Below are 18,648 nucleotides of genomic sequence, written 5' to 3' on the forward strand. Positions count from 1 at the left end.
AGTTTAGTCCGGCTTGGCGTCGGGGAGAAGGGTCTCCGCTTCCCGCACGTGCGGGATAAGGTATCCGGAAAGGCCCCATACAACTCCCAGGCTACCGAAAAGAAGAAGCATAAGGGCGATGCCCTCCCCCTGGCCGTACCGCGGGGCGAAAACCCAGTCGGCCAGGGGGCCGGAAAGAAGCATGGCCAAAGGATTGGCAAACCAGGCGATCATGCGCCTGGCGGCGAAGACCTTGCCCTGGACCTCGAGGGGCACCTTGCTTTGCCAGATGGCCTGGTTGGAGCCATTTAGTAGGGGGAGGAAAAGGCTCTCCATGAAGGCCAACGCTGCCCATGCCCGGGGGCCTTCTGCCACCCCCATAAGGGCCAAGGCCAGACTGGAGAAGGCCATTCCCAAAAGGACCCCGTGCACCCGCTTTCTTGGTCCACCCCAAAGGGAAAGGAGAAGCCCACCCGCCACCCCACCAAGCCCGGAGGCCGACCGCACCAAGGCCAGAACTGCCTCCGAGAGGTCGGTCTTGGCCAGCACCATGGCGGGTAGGACGGTCACGGCCAAGGTGGTGAGGAAGTTGATGCCAAAGAACATGAGCTGGAGGGCAAAAAGAGGGGGTCTGGACAGGATGAAGCGAAAGCCGAACAGGGCCTCCTCCAGGAGGGAGGCTGTGGGTTTTGCGGAAACCTGGGGATGGGGTATGGGCACCAGGAGAAGGGTGAGGATAGCAGCGCTGGCTCCTAGGAGGTCTAAGGCGAAGATGCCCCCAAGGCCTAGGGGGTTAAGGAGGGCTGCCGCCAGCACCGGGGCTCCCACGCCAGCTAAGGACTCCGCCAAGCTCATCATCCCGCTGGCGCGGGCGTAGTCCTTTTTCTCCAGCAGGGTGCTTAGGGCTGCGGAAAGGGCCGGCCAGTGAAGGCTTCCCAGGGCCCCGCTGAAGGCGGAAACCAGGTACAGGTGCCAGATTTGCAACTGGCCCAGAAGGAACATCAGGAGCAAGAACCCCGTGGCCAAGGCACTTCCCAGGTCAGCTGTCAGCATGACCCACTTCCTGGGGTAACGGTCCACCAAGGCCCCAGCCAGGGGGGAAAAGAGAATCAGGGGAAGAAAATGGAAGAAGCCCAAAAGGGAAAGGGTGGTGGCGAGCCCGGTCTTCTCATAGGCGTGGAGGGTAAGGGCGAACCAGGTCATCTCCCGCCCCACCAGGGCCAGGGCCTGGCCCAGCCAAAGGAGACGGAAGGCGGCAAACCCTTGCATGACCTTCAATCTCCGGCCCTTCTACTTCAAAAACAAGGGCTCTTTTTGAAGAGGGGGATAGCTAAAATCTAGCTATGCCTTTCCTGGTCAAGAATTCTTTGGCAGCGCGCCTTTTGGCCGATCCGGATATGGCGGTGTGCTTGAAACCTTTCATGAAGGGGCCGGCCAGCGTTAAGGACCTAGCCTTGGCCCAGGGGCTTTCCCCGCAGCAAGCGTACTATCGCGTGGGGCTCCTGTTAAAGGCCGGGCTCCTCCAACCGGCAGGGCTTCTTCTCCAGCGGGGCCGGTACATCCGGTTGTATCGGGCGGTGGATACCGATTTCCGTATTCCTCGGGAGCTGGTTCCGGAGAGGGTATGGGTGGCCCTCGAGGGGGCCCAAAGTTGGCAGGAGGAATGGGAAAAGGCCCTGGAACTTTATGACCCAGGGTATGGCACGGTTTTGCGTGTCTTCTTAAACCCGGAAGGGATCTTGGAGTTTGGAAGCGAGGGTGAGCCCGATATCCTGGCGGAAGAGTTTCCTCCCCTTGTAAACCTCTGGAGCGCTGGGCTCCACCTGCGCTGGGAGGAGGCCAAGGCCTTCCAGCGGGAGCTTTTGGCCCTTTACCACCGCTATGCTGCCCTCTCCCCAGCGCGAAAGGAAGAGGGCCAACCCCGGTATTTGCTCCACCTGGGGCTGGCCCCAGCGCCCAAATAGGCCTCTTTACGCCTCGCCTTTCAGGATGGCCTCAATCCGCTCCAGGGCTTCTTTGGGCAGGTCCACCCCGGCGGCTCCCAGGCTTTCTTGGATCTGCTCGGGCCGGGTGGCCCCGGTGATGGCGCTGCTGATTTCGCGAAGCCTAAGCACCCAGGCCAGGGCCAGCTGGGTGCGGGTGAGGCCCAGCTCATCCGCCACCGCCTTAAGCTTCTGCACCTTCCGGCGGTTTTCCTCCGTGAGGAAGCGCTCGGCGAACTGGGGGTAGCGGGCGAAGCGGCTTTCCGGCGGGATACCTTCATCGTACCGTCCGGTAAGCATGCCCATGGCCAAGGGGCTCCAGACCACCAGGCCCATGCCGAAGCGCTGGGCTTCGGGGAGGATCTCCCCTTCCACCCGCTCGCGGTAGAGCATGGAGTACTGGGGTTGCTCCACCACGGGCGGGTGGAGGCCATTTTCCCGGGCGAAGGTCACTGCCTCAGCAATCCTGGCGGCGGGCCACTCCGAGGTACCCCAATAAAGGGCATAGCCCTTCTCCACGATGGTGTGCATGGCGTAGACGATTTCCTCCATGGGCACCTCGGGGTCATAGCGGTGGGCGAAGAAGAGGTCCACGTAGTCGGTCCTTAGGCGCTTTAAGCTTTGGGTAATGCTTTCCAGAAGGTGCTTGCGGCTTAGGCCCCGGTCGTTGGGATCCTCCGACATGGGCCAATAGGCCTTGGTGGAGAGGACCAGGGTGTGCCGGGGAAACTCTGAGAGCACCTCCCCCATCACCTCCTCCGCCAGGCCCCGGGCGTAGACATCGGCATTGTCAAAGAAGTTGATCCCGCCCTCGTAAGCGATCCTCACGATCTCCCGGATGGTTTCCTTGTCCTTCACCACATCCCCAAAGGTGACCCAGGCCCCTAGGGAGATCTCCGAAACCTTGAGGCCCCACTTGCCCAGCTTGCGGTAGCGCATCTCGCCCATGGCCCCCCGAGTTTACCCCTGGGGTCCGGCGGTGACCAGTGGGTCAGTCCTCCACCTCCAGCACCCCACCCGGGGCCTGGAAGCCGATCCCCTTGTGGGTGCCGTCGCAGAAGGGCTTGTTGGCCGAGCCCCCGCAGCGGCACAGGAAAACCCGGGGCCTTTCCAAGACCTCCTCCCTTTCCCCTATCCGGATCCGGAAGCGTTTTCCCTCTAGCCGGATGGGGCCGTTTTCCAGGAACTCGAGCCGCATGGGGCCATTTTAGACCCTGGGCGTTGGGCCAAGTGGTATGCTCGGTCCAACTATGAAACGCCTCTTGCGGGTTTTAGCCTGGCTTCTGGGCCTGGCGGTTGTGGCCCTTGGCCTTTTGGCCTTGGGGGCCTACGTGACCTTGCGGGCTTCCTTGCCCCAGGGGGAAGGGCGTATGGCCCTAAAGGGCCTGGATGCCCCGGTGGAGGTGGGGCGGGATGGAAGGGGGGTGGTGCGCATCCGGGCCCAGAGCCTTAAGGATCTCTTCTTTGCCCAAGGCTTTGTCCACGCCCAGGAGAGGCTTTGGCAGATGGAGTTCCAAAGGCGGGTGGGCCAGGGAAGGCTTTCCGAGGTGCTGGGGGAGGCCACCTTGGCCCAGGACCGTTTCTTACGGACCTGGGGCTTTTACCGGGCGGCCCAAGAGGCCTACGAGAGGCTTTACCCTGAGGAAAAAGTGGCGGTGGACGCCTATGTGGCTGGGGTGAACGCCTTCTTGCAAAGCGGGGCGCCCTTGCCCCCGGAGTTCCGCCTCCTTGCTTTCCGCCCCGAGCCCTGGACCGGTCCCGACGTTCTGGTCTGGGCCAAGATGATGAGCTTTGACCTCAGTGGCAACTGGGAGGAGGAGCTTTTGCGCCATCGCCTCCTGGCCCGAGGGATCCGCCCGGAAAGGCTTCTTGAGCTTCTCCCCCCGTACCCCGAGGAGGCCCCCACCGTCCTCCAAGGCGAGGACCTAAGGCTTCCCCTGAACCGGGAAGAGGCCCCGGCAGCCCTTCTCCAGATGGCCCCGCCCCGCTTTATGGAGGCCAGCAACAACTGGGTGGTGGCGGGAAGCCGCACGGTAACGGGAAAACCCTTCTTGGCCAACGACCCCCACCTGCGCCTGGGGGCGCCAAGCCTCTGGTTCCTCATGGCCTTGGAAGCCCCCGGTTACCAGGTCATCGGGGCCAGCCTCCCCGGGGTCCCCGGTATCGTGATCGGGCGCAACGACCGCATCGCTTGGGGCGTTACCAACGTGGGGGCGGACGTGCAGGACCTCTACCTCCTGGAGGACGTGGAGGGCCAGGGGTACCGCTACCAGGGCCAGGTCCTTCCCTACCGGGTGCGGGAGGAACGCATCCGGGTGAAGGGGGGTAGGGAGGAGACCCTCCAGGTGCGGGAAACCCTGTACGGTCCCGTGATCACCGACGCCCTGGAGGACCCCCCTAAGACCCCTATGGCCCTACGCTGGGTGAGCCTGGATGCGGAGGACCATATCCTCATGGCCTATCTGGGGATCAACCGGGCGCGTAACTTTCAGGAGTTCGTGGCCGCCCTAGGCCACTACTCCGCCCCCAGCCAAAACTTCGTCTATGCCGATGTGGACGGGAATATCGGCTACATCGCCCCCGGGAAGTTCCCCATCCGCAAGGAGGGGCACACCGGGATGGTGCCGGTGCCGGGCAATGGGGCGTGGGACTGGCAGGGTTACCGCCGGCCCGAGGAGTGGCCCCAGGTGCTGAACCCCCAAGAGGGCCTTATCGTCACCGCCAACAACAAGGTGACCCCCGAGGGCTTTCCCTATGCCCTCACCTACGATTGGGCCGAGCCCTATCGGGCAGAGCGCATAAGGGAGCTCCTCCTGGCCAAGGAAAAGCTTTCTCCCGCCGATATGCAGGCGGTTCAGCAGGACCAAAAAAGCCTGCTTTTCCGGGATTTTCGTCCCGTGTTGGAGCTTCTAAACCCCCTTTCCGAAAGGGGCCGGGCTTGGAGGGAGAGGCTTTTGGCCTGGGATGGGGTGATGGGCCAGAACTCGGAGGACGCCTTGGTCTTCGCCCTGTGGTACACGGAGCTCACCCGTCTGCCCGCCCAGGAGGTGGGGGAAGCCTTTTGGGATGAGCCCCGGTATCTCCTGAAGGCGCTTAAGGAGGGGGACAAGAACTGCGACCAGCCGGAAACCGAGTACCGGGAATCCTGCCTGGATTTTGCCGCCTTGGCCTTGGAGAGGGCTTTGGACCGGAAGGAGGCCCTTAAGGTGCGCTCCTGGGGGGCGGTGCACCGGGCGGTCTTCCCCCATGCGGTTCTCACCCATACCCCTTTGAAGCGCTTTACCGACAGGATGGTTTCCTTCGGCGGCGACCGGTACACGGTGAACGTGGGCCCCTTTGATCCCACCACCCTTCTCATGAGCCACGGGCCCAGCTACCGCCAAATCGTGGACCTTGCCCAGACAGAAGCCTCCTTCTTCATCCACCCCATGGGCCAGACGGGGCATTTCCTGTCCGCCCATTACGCTGATCTCCTTCCCGGGTGGGCCCAGGGCCGCTACCTTTCCATGGCCTTCCGGGCGGAGAGGGAAAAGGTTCTGCTTTTGGAGCCGGGGCGGTAGACCCCGGCCAATCCTCTTTTCGGGCCACGCTCTTGGGCCCCTACGGAGCACGATGTGGCGAGAAACGGGATCACTCCTCCTTCTCTAGCTTTTGGAAATGCTCCAGCACCTCCCGCACCCTATCGTGGACCCAGTAGGCCTTGCGCCCGAAGAGGAGTTCAATGGCCTCGTCCACCCCTTCCACCGCATAGAGGTGGAAGCGCCCTTTCTCCACTGCTTCCACCACCTCCTTGCGCAGGGTCAGGTGGGGAAGGTTAGCCTTGGGAAGCACCACCCCTTGGCTTCCCGTAAGCCCTAGGGTCTGGCATACCCGGAAGAAGCCCTCCACCTTCTCCGCCACCCGGCCCACGGCCAGCACCCGGCCCGTTTGGTCCAGGCTGCCGGTGACCGCCAGGTCCTGGCGTAAGGGAAGCCCGGAGATGGCGGAAAGCACGGCCAAAAGCTCCGCCAGCCCCGCGGAATCTCCTTCAATGCCCCCATAGCTTTGCTCAAAGACCAGGCTCACCGTGGCGGAAAGAGCCCCCAGGCTGGCATAGGTGCCCCTTAGGTAGCCAGCTAGGGTGAGGACCGCCTTGTGGAAGACCTGCCCCCCCAGGCCCACCTCCCGGTCTATGGAGAGGATGCCTTCCCGCCCGGGGCCCGCCTGGGCGGTGATGCGCACCGGCCGCCCCTGGGGCAGGGGGCCTTCCACCACCACCAGGCCGTTGATCTCGCCGGTCCGCATCCCCTGGACCTCCAGGGCCACCACCCCCTCCTCCAGGTCCTTGAGGTAGAGCTCCTCCTCGAGGCCAAACCGCTCTTCCCGGGTCTGGATGGCTTCCTCCACCGCTTGGCGGTCCAGGGGACGGCGGAAGGCCTGGGCTTCCTGGGCCAGGTCCAAAAGGCGGTAAAGCCGGGCATCCAGCCTCTCCTTGTGCCCCGCCCAGCGCCGGGCCTCGTCCGCCAGGGCGGAGAGACCCTCGGGGGTCAGGGCCACCCCCTGGGCCTCTAAAAATCCCCCCAGGTAGGCCACGTTCTCCTGGGTGTAGGGGATCTCCGGGCTAAACTCCACGCGGAAGGGGAATAGCTCCAAAAACTCCTCGTCTTCCTCCAAAAAGGCCATCACCTCAGGGGGGCCCACCAAAAACACCTGGGCCTCGAGGGGGGCGGGCTTGAGGCGGGGGCCCTTGACCTCGGGCCTGGGGGCTAAGGGCTCCACCTCCTTGGTGGCCAGAGCCCGCTTCAAAAGGGTATAGCTCCCCAGCTCCCACACCCGGTGGGCCTCCAGGACCAAAACCCCCCCCGTGGCCCGGTGCAGGGCCCCGGGGCGCAAAAGCCCCAGGTGGGTGGAGAGGTGGCCCTCTTGCATCTCGTACTCCAGGTGGCCGAAAAGCCTTTCCGGACTGGGGTTAGGCTCGTAGACCACCCGGCTTCCCCCCTCCACCAGAAGGCGGGGTAGGAGCCTTTCTAGGGCCGGGGTTTCCTCGAGGGCCGCCGCCCGCAGAAGGGTTTCCGTGATCCAGTCCAGGTACCGTCCCGCCTGGGGAAAGCGCCCTTTCAACTCCAGGGCCTTGGGCAGGAGGAAGCGCTCGGCAAAACCCCGCCTCAAGGCGGCCACCTCTGCCTCCGCCCGTTGGCGCACGTCCACGTAGGCCAAGACGGTTTCCTCCAGCTTGGCGGAAAGCTCCGGGGGCAAGGGACCCTTGCCCGAAAGCCTCAGGCCCTCTTCGCCTTCCAAAAGGGCAAACCCATAGCCCTCCGCCTCCTGGGCCAAGGCCTTCAGGAGGGCTTCGGCCTCCTTCTCGTAGCGGGCCTCCACCAGGCTTTTGGCGTAGAGGAAGCCCTTTTCCCGGAAGAGGGCGGGAGTGAACTCGGAAAGGAGGGCCTCCACCCCTTCCACCAGGGCCCGGCCCTGGCCCTCCGGGAGGAGAAGGGGAAAGGCCTCCTCCCCCAAGGGCAGGTAGACCAGTTCTTCCTTGGGAAAGGTGCGCCCTTCCAGGAGGGCGAGGAGGCGTTTCCTCTTGCCTAGACCGCTTGGCCCCACCAAATAGCCGTGCCCCCCCTGGCGGAAGGCGGCCTCGAGGGCCTTTAGAGCCCGCTCCTGGCCAAAGAAGAGGGGCGCGGGCTTAGGATGTATGGGCGGGGTGAACCAGCGCAAGGGGAAGACCCGCATCGGGCTCCACTATACCCGGACGTTTGCCCCCGGGCTTTGGGGTAAACTGGCGGGCAAAGGAGGGATTCCATGGTGAAGGTGGAGGTTTTGGGGATGATCCTGGCGGGGGGGCAGGGAAGCCGCCTTTATCCCCTTACCGCCAAGCGGGCCAAGCCGGCGGTGCCCTTCGGGGCCAAGTACCGCATTATTGACTTTGTTCTTAATAACTTCGTGAACTCCGGGATCTACTCCATCTACGTGCTCACCCAGTTCAAGGCCCAGTCCCTCACCGAACACATCCAGCGCTACTGGCGCTTCGGGGCTTTTTTGGAGGACCACTTCATCCTTTTGGTGCCCGCCCAGATGTACCGCTATGAGGAGCTGGGCCCCGTCTGGTACCGGGGCACCGCCGACGCCATCTACCAGAACCTGCACCTGGTACACAACCATGCTCCCCAGGCGGTGGCCATCTTCGGAGGGGACCACATCTTCAAGATGAACATCCGCCACATGGTGGAGTACCACTACGAAAAACGCGCCGACATTACCATCGCCGCCTACCCCGTGCCGGTGGAGGAGGCCAGCCGCTTCGGGGTTTTGCAGGTGGACCCGGACTGGCGCATCACCGAGTTCCAGGAGAAGCCCAAAAGCCCCAAGCCCCTACCCAACAAGCCCCACCTGGCCCTGGCCTCCATGGGCAACTACATCTTCCGTACCGAGGCCCTCTTTGAGCTCTTAGAGGCCGATGCCAAGGAGGCTGCCTCCAGTCACGACTTTGGCAAGGATGTGATCCCCAGGGCCCTCAAGGAGGGGTATAGGGTCTTTGCCTATGATTTCCACCGCAACCCCATCCCCGGCCAGGAGGGTCCCAACCTGTACTGGCGGGATGTAGGCACCCTGGACGCCTACTTTGAGGCCAGCATGGACCTGGTCAAGGTCATTCCCGAGTTTGACCTCTTCAACCCCGAATGGCCCCTAAGGACCGCCAACCTCTTCAGCCCCCCTGCCAAGTTCGTGCACGAAACGGGGGAGCGGGTGGGCCGGGCGCTGAACAGCCTTCTGGCCGGGGGCGTCATCGTGAGCGGGGGCACGGTGCGGGAGTCGGTCCTCTTCCGCCGGGTGCGGGTGAACTCCTACAGTCTGGTGGAGCGCTCCGTCCTCTTTGACGACGTGGAGGTGGGCCGCTACTGCAAGATCCGCAACGCCATCATTGACAAGGACGTGAAGATCCCTCCCCATACCGAGATCGGCTACGACCTGGATGCCGACCGTGGCCGGGGCTTCACCGTTACCCCGGAAGGGGTGGTGGTGGTGCCCAAGGGCTACCGCTTTTAGCCATGGAGAAGCATCCGGGTAAGCTTTTCTACCGCCTTACCCGTCTTGCCCAGGGGGAGGAGCTTCCCCTAAAGCGGAAGCCCAAGGCCAAGGTCTACGCCAATCCCCTGGAAACCCAGGCCCTGCCCCCCTTCCGGGAGGAGGGGGGACCGCCTTTGTTCCGGGTGCTTTCCCAGCTTAGGCCCCTTTTGCCCGAGGTGGGCTCGGCCCTTACCCTGAAGGACCTTTCTCAGGTCCTCTATCCCTTGGCGGAGCGCTTGGGGAGACGGGGGTTTCCCTCGGCGGGGGAGGCTTACCCCTTGGAGGTGTATTTGGTGGTGCGCCGGGTGGAGGGGGTGTTCCCTGGGGTGTACCATTACTTCCCAAAGGAGCATCAGCTTTTCCAGATTGCCGCCAAGGTGGAGGAGGCCTCCTGGTCGGAGGCCCTTTTGGGGCTGGATTTGGGGAAGGCGGCGGCCCTTTTAGTCTTCACCCTGGTGCCGGAGCGGAGCGAGGCCTTGTTTGGGCTAAGGGGGTACCGGTATGCTCTTTTGGAGGCAGGCTATGCTGCGGGCCTGGTCCTCTTGGCGGCGGTGGGCCAGGGTTTGGCCGCCTACCCGGCGGAAACCTTTTATGATGAGAGCGTGGCCCGGCTCTTGCGGCTTCCGGAAGGGGAGTATCCAGGAGTGGTGGTGATTTTGGGGCGTTAGGATTAACGGGGTATTTGGGAAGGCCTTATGGCGAGGATTCTCTTGGTGGAGGACGATCCCCAAGTGGGGGAGCTGGTTAAGCGGTTTTTGGAGAAGGAGGGGCTTGGGGTGGACTGGGCCCGCACGGGCCGGGAGGCCTTGCATCAGGTTTGGAATAGGGCCAAGCCGGACCTGGTGGTCCTGGACCGGGGGCTTCCCGATATGGAGGGCCTCGAGGTCCTCAAGGCCTTGCGGGACCTGGACCCTTGGCTCCCGGTTTTGCTCCTAACCGGTAAGGCCGACGAGGACAGCCGGGTGGAGGGGCTTCTGGAGGGGGCGGACGACTACCTGGGCAAGCCCTTCTCCCTTAAGGAACTTTTGGCCCGTATCAAGGCCCTTCTCCGCCGAAGCGGCAAGGAGGGTAGGCGGCATTTTGGCCCCTTAGAGCTGGACCTGGAGGCCAAGAAGGCCTACCTGGAGGGTCAGCCCTTGAAGCTTTCCGCCACCGAAACCAACCTCCTCTTTGTTCTGGCCCAGACCCCGGGAAGGGTGTACACCCGGGAGGAACTTTTGGAAAGGGTTTGGGGGCCAGATTTTGAGGGCTCCGAGCGGGTGGTGGACGCCTATATCCGCCTCTTGCGTAAAAAGCTCAAAGACAACCCCCAGGCTCCCCGGTTCATAGAAACCGTGGTGGGGATGGGGTACCGTTTCCTGGGCGAGTGATGGAGCGGGTGTTCGTCTACGGCACCCTGCGGCCCGGGGAAAGGAACTACCCCTTGGTGGAGGGGCGGGTGGTGAAGGTCCTGCCCGGGCACGTGGAGGGCTTTCGCCTTTTCCACCTGGCCGAGGGGCTCGGCCGTCCCTATCCTTACCCTGGCATGGTTCCTGGGGAGGGAAGGGTCTACGGGGAGGTCCTCTTTTTGCCGGAGGAGGCCCTTTCCCTCTTGGACGAGCTGGAGGAGGAGGGGATGGAGTACCGGCGGGTGCAGGTGCGGGTGGAGACGGAGGAGGGCCCCCTCTTGGCCTGGACGTACCTCTATTTGGGGGACCTCGAGGGGGCGGTGTTGGTGCCCCAAGGGGAATGGCACGACTCCCCAGGTTCCACCTAGGCGGGGCCTTGCCCGTCTAGCGCAGGTTAGAGGGGAAGCCCTTTTGCCGGCCTTGGGCGGGGTGCTTTCCAAGGGCTTCTTTTCCCAAGCATCGGGTACCGCGCCCTTGGGGATGCCCTACCGGTTCTTCACTGCACGGGGCCCCAGCCAGGCCTCATCTTGGCGACACCAGGGGAAAAGCGGGGCGCAAAAGGGTACTAAGCCTTCGGGGTAGAGGGGCTTTGGTTTGGTCCAAGCGAGCCTCGCGGGCATGTATAGTGCGCCTATGAAGGTCCTCATGGTGGCCCCTGAGGCCTACCCCCTGGCAAAGGTGGGCGGGCTTGCGGATGTGGTGGGAGCCTTGCCCAAGGCCTTGAAGCCCTTGGGGGTGGAGGCTAGCATCCTCCTTCCCTGGCACCGGGGCCTTAGGGCCAAGGGGGTAGGGGAGGTGGCCTATACCTTTGCGGGCCGGGAGGAAAGGGCCCCTTTGGGGGAGCGGGTGGAGGGAGGGGTGCGGTTTTTCCTCCTGGGCGTGCCCGGTTTTGACCGGGAAAGGGTCTACGGCTACCCCGACGATGCCGAGCGTTACCTGCGCTTTGCCCTGGCGGCGAGCCAGGTGGCCCGGGGGTTTGACCTGGTCCACGCCCATGACTGGACGGCCGCGCTCCTTGCCCTGACCGCCCCCGTGCCCGTCGTCTACACCATCCATAACCTGGCCCACCAAGGCCTTGTGGACCCCGCCCTGTTCTTCCACTGGACGGGGCTTCCCTGGAGCCTGTTCCACATGGAGGCCCTGGAGTTCTACGGCCAGGTGAACCTGATGAAGGGCGGCATCGTCTTCGCCCGGATGGTGACCACGGTGAGCCCCTCCTATGCGGAGGAGATCCAGACCCCGGAGTTCGGCATGGGGCTGGACGGGGTGCTGAGGCGGCACAGGGAAAAGCTCTTTGGCATCCTGAATGGCTTGGACCTGGAGGTCTTTGACCCCGCCCGCGACCCCCACCTTCCCGCTCCCTACTCCCGGGAGGATCCAAGGGGCAAGGCCCGGGCACGGGAGGCCCTTGGGGAGCGCACGGGGCTCCGTGGGCCTCTCCTCGCCTACGTGGGCCGGCTGGATGGGCAGAAGGGGTTGGACCTCATCCTAAGGGCCATTCCCCATCTGAAGGAGCTGGGTTTTCGCCTCCTGGTCCAAGGGGTGGGGGAGGAGGGTCTTTCCCAAGCCCTTAGGCGGGCGGAGGAGGAGCATGCGGGCTTTGTGCGGTTTGTGGAGGCCTATGACGAGGCCCTGGCCCGCCTGGCCTATGCGGGAGCCGATGCCCTTTTGGTCCCGAGCCGGTTTGAGCCCTGCGGCCTGGTGCAGATGATCGCCCAGCGCTACGGCACCCCTCCCGTGGCCCGGGCGGTGGGGGGGCTAAAGGACACCGTGGAGGATGGCCGCACGGGGGTGCTCTTTGAAACCTACCACCCGGAGGGCCTGCTCTACGGGGTCCTGCGCCTCTTCCGCCTGGGGCCCGAGGCCCTGGGTCTAAGGGGCATGGAAAAGGACTTCTCCTGGGCCAAAAGCGCTGAGGCCTACCACCGGGTTTACCGTTTGGCCTTAGGCTAAAGGGGATGGTGAAGGACCTCGAGGCCCAGGCCCTAGCCGGCGACCCCGAAGCCCTGGCCCTGCTTCACTTCGTGCGGCTTCTGCGGCACAAGGACTACCCCGGGGCCAGGGCCTATGCGGAAGGTTTCCCGGAAGGGCTTAAGGAGAGGCTCTTGGCAGGCCTAAGCCTGCTGGTGGAGACCCCCGAGCGCCTGGAAGACCCCCTTTTCGCCGCGGAGAGGGAGGTGCTCCTGGGGGTCAAGGCGGTGGGGGAAGGGAGGCGGCAGGAGGCCGAAGCCCACTTCCACAAGGCCCTTTCCCTTGACCCCCAGCACCACCGGGCCCTGGTCAACCTGGGCAACCTCTATCAGGAACGGGGGGAACTGGAGGCGGCCTTGGACCTTTACCAGCGGGCCTTGAAGCTGGCCCCGGAGGATCCCTTGGTTCATGAGAACCTGGCGGCCCTTTACAAGAAAAAGGGAGACTTGGACCGGATGGTGGCCCACATGAAGCGGGCCACCCGGCTCAAGATGCGCCCGCCTGGCCCCCTAGATCCCGTGACGGGAAAGCCCCAGCCCCGCCCGCTTCACCGCCGCATTCCCCTTTGGGTTTGGGTTTTCCTCCTCGCCCTCCTGGCCTATTTTCTCCTGAAGAAGCCTTAGGGCTTGGTCCAGGGCTTCCAGGGAACGCCCTTCCGACAGGAGGCGCCGCCAAAGCCTTCCCCCTGGCTGCCCCCGGAAGAGGTTCAGCAGGTGCCTCAGCACCGCCCAAGGGGGGGTGCCCTTTTCCACCTCCTCCGCCAGATAGGCCCGCATGCCTTGCGCCACGCCCAGGCGGCTTGGCCTGTGGTCCAGGCCGTATACCTTTCGGTCCGCTTCCTGAAGCACAAAGGGGTCCTCGTAGACCGCCCGCCCCATCATCACCCCATCCACCTTGCCCAGATGGGGAAGGGCTTCCTCCAGGGTGCGCACCCCCCCGTTCAGGACGAAGGTGAGGTGGGGGAAATCCTCCTTGAGCCGGTGGACCCAGTCGTGGCGCAAGGGGGGAACCTCCCGGTTCTTCCGGGGGGAGAGCCCCAGCAAGGCGCTACGGGCATGGACGATGAACACCCTTACCCCCGTTTCCGCATAGCGCTCCACCCAACGGGCCAGGAGGGGATAGCGCTCCCCCTCCACCCCTAGGCGGAGCTTCACCGTGACGGGGATGGCCACCGCCTCCACCATGGCCCTGAGGATCTCGGCCACCCGCAGGGGGTCCAGGAGGAGGCAGGCGCCAAACCCCCCCTCTTGGGCCTTCTCCGAGGGGCAGCCCAGGTTCAGGTTCACCTCGTCGTACCCCCAGGCCTGGCCTATTTGCGCCGCCTTCGCCAGCCTCTGGGGGTCCGAGCCCGCAAGCTGCAAGGCGATGGGGTGCTCCGCTGGGTGGAAGGCGAGAAGCCGCTCGGCCTTCCCCCGGAGCACCGCCTGGTCCACGGTCATTTCCGTGTAAAGCCGCACCCTGCGGCTTATCTGGCGGACCAGGTAGCGGAAGTGCCGGTCCGTCCGGTCCACCATAGGGGCCACGGAGAGGCGGTGCTCAGACACCCCTTAAGACCTCCTCCGGGGACAGGGGCCTGGGTTCGCGGAAGACGATGCCCTCCTCCTCGCCTTCCTCGATCACCTCGAGGCCCGGGTTCCGCTCCCTAAGGAGCGCCACCAGCTCCTGCACCAGGTCCTCGGGGGTGCTGGCGGCGGAGGTGATCCCCAGGCTATCGGCACCCTGAAGCCATTCCTCCCGGAGATCCCGGGCGCTTTCCAGGCGGTAGGCCCTGCCGGTGAGGCTTTGGGCCAGTTCCAAAAGGCGCATGCCGTTGGAGGAGTGGGGGCTGGTGAGCACCAGGAAGAGATCCACATGGGGGGCAATGCGCCGGACCGCCTCCTGGCGGTTCTGGGTGGCGTAGCAGAGGTCTTTTCTGGCGGGGACCACCAGTCTGGGGAAGCGCTTTTTTAAGATTTCTATGGTCTTAAGGGTGTCCTCCACACTCAGGGTGGTCTGGGTGAGGACCACCACCCGCTCGGGGTCAGGTACCTCCACGGTACGGGGATCAGCCAAGCGGGGGTCCTTGCCCACGTGGATGTGCACCGCCACCAGGATGGTCCTCTCCGGGGCTTCCCCATAGGTGCCCTTCACCTCCTGATGGTCGGCGGAATCCCCCACCAGGAGGATCCAGTAGCCTTCCCGGGCGTAGCGCCTGGCCTCGGTGTGCACCTTGGTGACCAAGGGGCAGGTGGCGTCCAGGATATGGAAACCCATCTCCGCCGCCTTTTTGCGCACCGCGGGGGGGTGGCCGTGGGCGGAGAAGACCAGGGTTCCGGCCAAGGGTCTTTCTTGGCGAAGCCGTTCTATGTCGGCGAGGTTTTCCACGAAGTGCACCCCCTTGGCCTTAAGGCGTTCCACCACGGTGCGGTTGTGGACGATCTCGTGGTAGACCACCAGCTCCCCCGCTTCCTTCAGGGTCTCGGCCCAGCGCTCCACCGTCTGGATGGCCATGACCACCCCGGCGCAGAAACCCCTGGGCCGGGCCAGGTACACCCGCTTAAGCCCCATGCCCCCCATTCTAGGCCTCCTTCTCCTCTTCCTTTGTGGTTTGGGCCAGGGCCTTTTGGGCCATTTCCCGGGCGAAGGCGGTCCTGGCCCTTTCCAGGGCCTTCCTGGCGGTTTCCCGCCCCTTGCCCCCTGGGCGGAATCCCTCCTGGGCCAGGGCCAGGAGGGCCAAGGCGGTGGCGGGGAAGGGAAGGTTTTCCTTTTCCAGAAGCCCCAGGCCCCTCCCATAGTGGTGGAGGGCTTCCCGGTAGGCCCCCCCTAGGAGGCTCTGGCTCCCTTCCTGGAAGGCTCGGGCGGCCCTTAGAAGGCCATCCCCTTCCACCAGGGGTTCGCCCTCCTGGGCGGAGAGGTGGGCGGCCTCGAGGAGCCGCTCCAAGGCCAAGCCCCGCTCCGCTTCCGGCAAAAGGGGAGAGTAATGGGCTTGGAACAGGGGGGCAAACCAGGAAAGCCGGAGGGGTTTTGCCAGACGAAAGGTCTCCCCGTGGGCCTCCACCCCTTCGCCCAGGGCCCTGAGCAGGGGAACCAGCCTAGGAAAGCGGGCCCGCACCTCTTCCCGCCTGGCCTCCCCCTTCAAGGCCAGAAAGAAGAGAAACCCTCCTACTCCCTCCACGCCTCTACTTCCTTGTACTGGACCAAGGCGGCGAATAGGGGAGAGGGTCCATCGGCTACGGAAAACTTGACCTCCACCAGGACCACGTCCTCCGGAAGGTCTTCAACAAAGCGGTTGAGCCTTTCCTGGAGGATGTCGGGGTCGTTGGCGGTGATGACCTTAAAGCGCACGCCCTGCATGGCCCTATTATGCCCTGCGTTCCACCAAGGCGGTGAGGAGGGTTTGCAGGTGGGAGGCGGCATCCCGTCCGGGTAGTTGCTCCAGGTGGGGGATAAGGGCGCCCAGGCCCTTGTGCGCTAGCCTCTTGGCCTCCTCCTTGGCCCAGGCCACCGCCCCCGAGGCCAAAAGCCGTTCCCAAAGCCACCTGACCTCGGCCTCGGGCTTGGCCTCCCGGGGGAGGCGCAAGAGGGCCTCGGCCCGGGTGCGTTCCTCGGGAGGCGCTTCCTGGAGGTAGCGGATTAGGATCAAGGTGCGCTTGCCCTCGTAGAGGTCCCCGGCTAGCTCCTTGCCGTAGGCCTCGTCCCCCTCCAGGTTGAGGACATCGTCCATGATCTGGAAGGCGATGCCCAGCTTCAACCCGGCTTCCTCGTAGAGGGAGGGAGGGGTTTGCCCGGCCAGCAGGGCTCCAAGCCGCAAGGGAGCCACCGCGGTGTAGTAGGCGGCCTTGTGGGCCACCATGCGGAAGTAGTCCCCGGGGGAGAGGTCCAGGCGGCCGGAAAGGGTCCAGAGGAGGTCCAGGTGCTGGCCGTAGGCGGTGCGGCGCACCACCTGGTGGAACTCGGCCAGAACCGGAGGGGGCAGAAGGCCGGCCTCGAGGCCCTGCACCAGAAGCCCCCACATCTCCCCGTGCAGGGCATCCCCCGCGTTCAAGGCCAGGGGCATGGGGTAGAGGCGGTGCAGGGCGGGTCTGCCCCGGCGTTCCTCGGAGCCGTCCTCTATGTCGTCGTGGATAAGCACCCAGTTCTGGAAAAGTTCCAAAGCAGCCCCTGCCCAAAGGCTGGCCTCGAGGGAAGCCCCGTGGGCCAGCCCCGCATAGACCACCAAAAGGCCCCGGAGCCTCTTGCCTCCCCGGGATGGGTACTCCTGAAGAAGGGCCTGGTAACCGGGATCGGAATGGGCCAGGTGGCCTAAGAGCCTTTCCTGAAGGGCATCCTTCACTTCCTGGGGGGAGGGCACCATGCTATACACTTTAGGCCATGCGCGGCTACGCCCTGGGCCTTTTGGCCCTCAACCTCCTCACCCTCCTTTGGGGCACCACCTTTGTGGTGGTGAAAGGGGCGGTGGGGGAGATGGCCCCAAGCCTTTTGGTCTTTCTCCGTTTTCTTCTGGCGAGCCTCTTCTTCCTGCCCTGGGCCTTCCGGCTGCCCAAGGGGATTTGGGGACCGGGGATGGAGCTGGCCTTCTGGCTTCTTTTGGGCTATGCCTCGCAGGCGGTCGGCCTCCTGTATACCTCGGCGAGCCGAAGCGCCTTTATTACGGCCCTCAACGTGGTACTGGTGCCTTTGATCCTGGGACTGGCGGGCCGCAGGCTGGGAGGGGTCTGGGTGGCCGCCCTTTTAGCCTTTTTGGGGGTAGGTTTCCTTTCCTACGATCCCCGGCAGCCTCCTCTGAACGTGGGGGACCTTTGGACCCTTCTCACCGCCCTTACCTACGCCCTTTACATCGTGCGCCTCGAGGTGCACGCCAAAACCTTTCCCTCCCTCCCCCTCACCGCGGTGCAGGTCTTGGGCACGGCCTTCCTGGCCCTGCCCTGGGCCCTTTGGGAAGGGGTGCGGTGGGAAGGGGTACCCTGGGGGGCGGTCTTCTACCTGGGGATGGTGGCCACGGCCCTCACCACCTGGCTGCAAACCTGGGGACAGAAGTACGTGCCCGCCCCCCAGGCGGCCATCCTCTACACCCTGGAACCCGTCTGGGCTACCCTTTTTGCCTTTATCCTCCTGGGTGAGCGGTTAGGGCTGTTAGGGGTTATGGGGGCGCTTTTGGTAATCCTTGCCACCTTGCAGGCTATCCGCCGATCCCCAGCATGACCCGTTTCCTCAAGGTGGGGAGGGTGTTGCCGAAGGCGGGCTTGCGGTTGGTGGCGATCAGAATGGCATCCACCAAGGCCTCCACCGGCTCCTCGGCGGCGAAGGCCCAGGAGATATCCATTTCCAAATCGGTAAGGAGGCAGGGCCTTAGCTTTTTGTCGGAGGTGAGGCGAAGCCGGGAGCAGTTGGAGCAAAAGGGCTCGGTGACGGGATTGATGAAGCCCAAGGTGCCCTGGGCCCCCGGGATCCGGTAGACCCGGGCTGGGGAGGTGGGGTCGTGGGGGACGGGTTCCAGGGGACCAAAGACTTCTTCTATCCGTGCCCGGATCTCCTTCCCCGACACGAAGCGGCGGCGGTACTCCTCGGGGTCGGAGTTGTCCAGGTGCATGTACTCTATGTAGCGCATGTGCAGGGGGCGGTCCAGGGAGAGCCGGGCCAAAGGCACCACCTCTTCCTCGTTCATTCCCCGGATGACCACGGCGTTCAGCTTCACCGGGTGAAGCCCAAGTTCTAGGGCGGTCTCTATGGCCTGCAACACCCGCTCCACCTTTCCTCCCCGGGTGATGCGGGTAAAGACCTCGGGGGTAATGGCATCCAAGGAGATGTTCACCCGGTTTAGGCCTGCTGCCACCAACTCCTTGCCCCGCTTGGCAAAGAGGAGGCCGTTGGTGGTGATGGCCACATCCTCAATGGTCTCCTTGCTCCGGGCTCGTTCAATCATCTGGGGAAGCTCCTTGCGCACCAAAGGTTCCCCGCCCGTAAAGCGCACGGCGGAGAGGCCGAGAAGGGAGGCGGCCTCGAGGAAATGGTCCACCTCCTCCACGCTGAGGGTTCCCGGGGGCTCGGCCATCTCGAGGCCTAAGGGATGGCAGTAAAGGCAGTGCAGGTTGCACCGGGGGGTAACGGAGATACGAAGGTCTTTGATAACACGCCCGTAGTTGTCCAGTAGCTTCATGCCCTTTCCCCCTTTGGGCCACCATACTACGCCCCGGGCTAGAGGGCAAGGGATAAAAAAACAAACCCCCAGGCATAAGCCTGGGGTTTGTGTTGGAGCGGGAGACGGGACTTGAACCCGCGACCCCGACCTTGGCAAGGTCGTG

19 protein-coding genes are annotated in these 18,648 nt (G+C 64.4%); 9 read left to right on the forward strand and 10 right to left on the reverse strand.

Features of this window, described 5'->3' with window-relative positions; translation table 11 throughout:
• Nucleotides 1–3: 3 nt before the first annotated feature.
• Nucleotides 4–1,248 (reverse strand): MFS transporter, encoded by a 1,245-nt coding sequence (locus L0D16_RS07965; RefSeq protein WP_243031093.1) that lies wholly within the window; start codon nt 1,246–1,248, stop codon nt 4–6.
• Nucleotides 1,249–1,322: 74 nt separating this feature from the next.
• On the opposite strand from L0D16_RS07965, the gene L0D16_RS07970 reads away from it, so the two are divergent.
• A complete protein-coding gene (locus L0D16_RS07970; protein WP_243031097.1) occupies nt 1,323–1,943 on the forward strand; it encodes a helix-turn-helix domain-containing protein in 621 nt (206 codons plus the stop codon).
• 6 nt (nt 1,944–1,949) lie between these two features.
• Here L0D16_RS07970 and L0D16_RS07975 read toward each other — a convergent pair whose 3' ends face one another.
• Together L0D16_RS07975 and L0D16_RS07980 are read right to left on the reverse strand one after the other, a co-directional pair.
• Nucleotides 1,950–2,909, reverse strand: a complete 960-nt coding sequence (locus L0D16_RS07975; protein WP_243031098.1) for an aldo/keto reductase family protein — start codon at nt 2,907–2,909, stop codon at nt 1,950–1,952.
• Between the two features lie 43 nt (nt 2,910–2,952).
• A complete protein-coding gene (locus L0D16_RS07980) occupies nt 2,953–3,159 on the reverse strand; it encodes a CDGSH iron-sulfur domain-containing protein (protein WP_243031100.1) in 207 nt (68 codons plus the stop codon).
• A 52-nt stretch (nt 3,160–3,211) separates the two neighbouring features.
• On the opposite strand from L0D16_RS07980, the gene L0D16_RS07985 reads away from it, so the two are divergent.
• Nucleotides 3,212–5,521: a penicillin acylase family protein gene (locus tag L0D16_RS07985; RefSeq protein WP_243031101.1), complete on the forward strand. Its 2,310-nt coding sequence runs from the start codon at nt 3,212–3,214 to the stop codon at nt 5,519–5,521.
• Nucleotides 5,522–5,591: 70 nt separating this feature from the next.
• On the opposite strand, the gene L0D16_RS07990 is transcribed toward L0D16_RS07985, so the two are convergent.
• On the reverse strand, nt 5,592–7,673 hold the full coding sequence (locus L0D16_RS07990) for an AAA family ATPase (protein WP_243031102.1): 2,082 nt from the start codon (nt 7,671–7,673) through the stop codon (nt 5,592–5,594).
• A 69-nt stretch (nt 7,674–7,742) separates the two neighbouring features.
• Between L0D16_RS07990 and glgC the strand changes: the two genes are divergently transcribed.
• The 6 genes from glgC to L0D16_RS08020 all read left to right on the forward strand — a co-directional run bounded on the left by glgC (nt 7,743) and on the right by L0D16_RS08020 (nt 12,990).
• Entirely contained in the window at nt 7,743–8,987 is a 1,245-nt protein-coding gene (gene glgC, locus L0D16_RS07995; protein WP_243031103.1) for a glucose-1-phosphate adenylyltransferase, read from the forward strand.
• 2 nt (nt 8,988–8,989) lie between these two features.
• Nucleotides 8,990–9,676 (forward strand): SagB/ThcOx family dehydrogenase, encoded by a 687-nt coding sequence (locus tag L0D16_RS08000; protein WP_243031105.1) that lies wholly within the window; start codon nt 8,990–8,992, stop codon nt 9,674–9,676.
• A gap of 27 nt (nt 9,677–9,703) precedes the next feature.
• Nucleotides 9,704–10,378, forward strand: coding sequence for a response regulator transcription factor (locus L0D16_RS08005; RefSeq protein ID WP_243031106.1), 675 nt, complete (start codon nt 9,704–9,706; stop codon nt 10,376–10,378).
• On the forward strand, nt 10,378–10,764 hold the full coding sequence (locus L0D16_RS08010; RefSeq protein ID WP_243031110.1) for a gamma-glutamylcyclotransferase family protein: 387 nt from the start codon (nt 10,378–10,380) through the stop codon (nt 10,762–10,764). Before L0D16_RS08005 ends, L0D16_RS08010 begins: the two co-directional genes overlap by 1 nt.
• A gap of 265 nt (nt 10,765–11,029) precedes the next feature.
• A complete protein-coding gene (locus L0D16_RS08015) occupies nt 11,030–12,349 on the forward strand; it encodes a glycogen synthase (RefSeq protein ID WP_243031112.1) in 1,320 nt (439 codons plus the stop codon).
• 5 nt (nt 12,350–12,354) lie between these two features.
• Nucleotides 12,355–12,990 (forward strand): tetratricopeptide repeat protein, encoded by a 636-nt coding sequence (locus tag L0D16_RS08020; protein WP_243031114.1) that lies wholly within the window; start codon nt 12,355–12,357, stop codon nt 12,988–12,990.
• Here the strand turns inward: L0D16_RS08020 and dusA are convergent.
• From dusA to L0D16_RS08045, 5 genes are read right to left on the reverse strand one after another with little or no spacing between them, the layout of a single operon-like run.
• Nucleotides 12,877–13,911 carry a tRNA dihydrouridine(20/20a) synthase DusA gene (gene dusA, locus L0D16_RS08025; RefSeq protein ID WP_243031124.1) on the reverse strand — a complete coding sequence of 345 codons (1,035 nt, stop codon included), beginning with the start codon at nt 13,909–13,911 and terminating at the stop codon, nt 12,877–12,879. The two genes, L0D16_RS08020 and dusA, sit on opposite strands and share 114 nt — an antisense overlap.
• On the reverse strand, nt 13,904–14,923 hold the full coding sequence (gene ispH / locus L0D16_RS08030) for a 4-hydroxy-3-methylbut-2-enyl diphosphate reductase (RefSeq protein ID WP_243031126.1): 1,020 nt from the start codon (nt 14,921–14,923) through the stop codon (nt 13,904–13,906). Before ispH ends, dusA begins: the two co-directional genes overlap by 8 nt.
• Before the next feature lies 1 nt (nt 14,924).
• Complete coding sequence (locus L0D16_RS08035; RefSeq protein WP_243031130.1) at nt 14,925–15,521, reverse strand: hypothetical protein; 597 nt, start codon at nt 15,519–15,521, stop codon at nt 14,925–14,927.
• The gene (locus tag L0D16_RS08040) at nt 15,509–15,700 is read right to left on the reverse strand and encodes a hypothetical protein (protein WP_243031131.1); all 192 of its coding nucleotides are present in this window, start codon (nt 15,698–15,700) and stop codon (nt 15,509–15,511) included. The genes L0D16_RS08035 and L0D16_RS08040 overlap by 13 nt, the downstream gene beginning before the upstream one ends.
• Nucleotides 15,701–15,707: 7 nt before the next feature.
• A complete protein-coding gene (locus L0D16_RS08045; RefSeq protein ID WP_243031132.1) occupies nt 15,708–16,700 on the reverse strand; it encodes a polyprenyl synthetase family protein in 993 nt (330 codons plus the stop codon).
• Nucleotides 16,701–16,717: 17 nt separating this feature from the next.
• Here L0D16_RS08045 and L0D16_RS08050 point away from each other — a divergent pair, with 17 nt between their 5' ends.
• The gene (locus L0D16_RS08050) at nt 16,718–17,548 is read left to right on the forward strand and encodes a DMT family transporter (RefSeq protein ID WP_243031142.1); all 831 of its coding nucleotides are present in this window, start codon (nt 16,718–16,720) and stop codon (nt 17,546–17,548) included.
• Here L0D16_RS08050 and moaA read toward each other — a convergent pair.
• Nucleotides 17,526–18,503 (reverse strand): GTP 3',8-cyclase MoaA, encoded by a 978-nt coding sequence (gene moaA, locus L0D16_RS08055; protein ID WP_243031155.1) that lies wholly within the window; start codon nt 18,501–18,503, stop codon nt 17,526–17,528. The two genes, L0D16_RS08050 and moaA, sit on opposite strands and share 23 nt — an antisense overlap.
• Nucleotides 18,504–18,648 lie beyond the last annotated feature (145 nt).

It is taken from the genome of Thermus altitudinis (assembly GCF_022760835.1).
Taxonomy (GTDB): domain Bacteria; phylum Deinococcota; class Deinococci; order Deinococcales; family Thermaceae; genus Thermus; species Thermus altitudinis.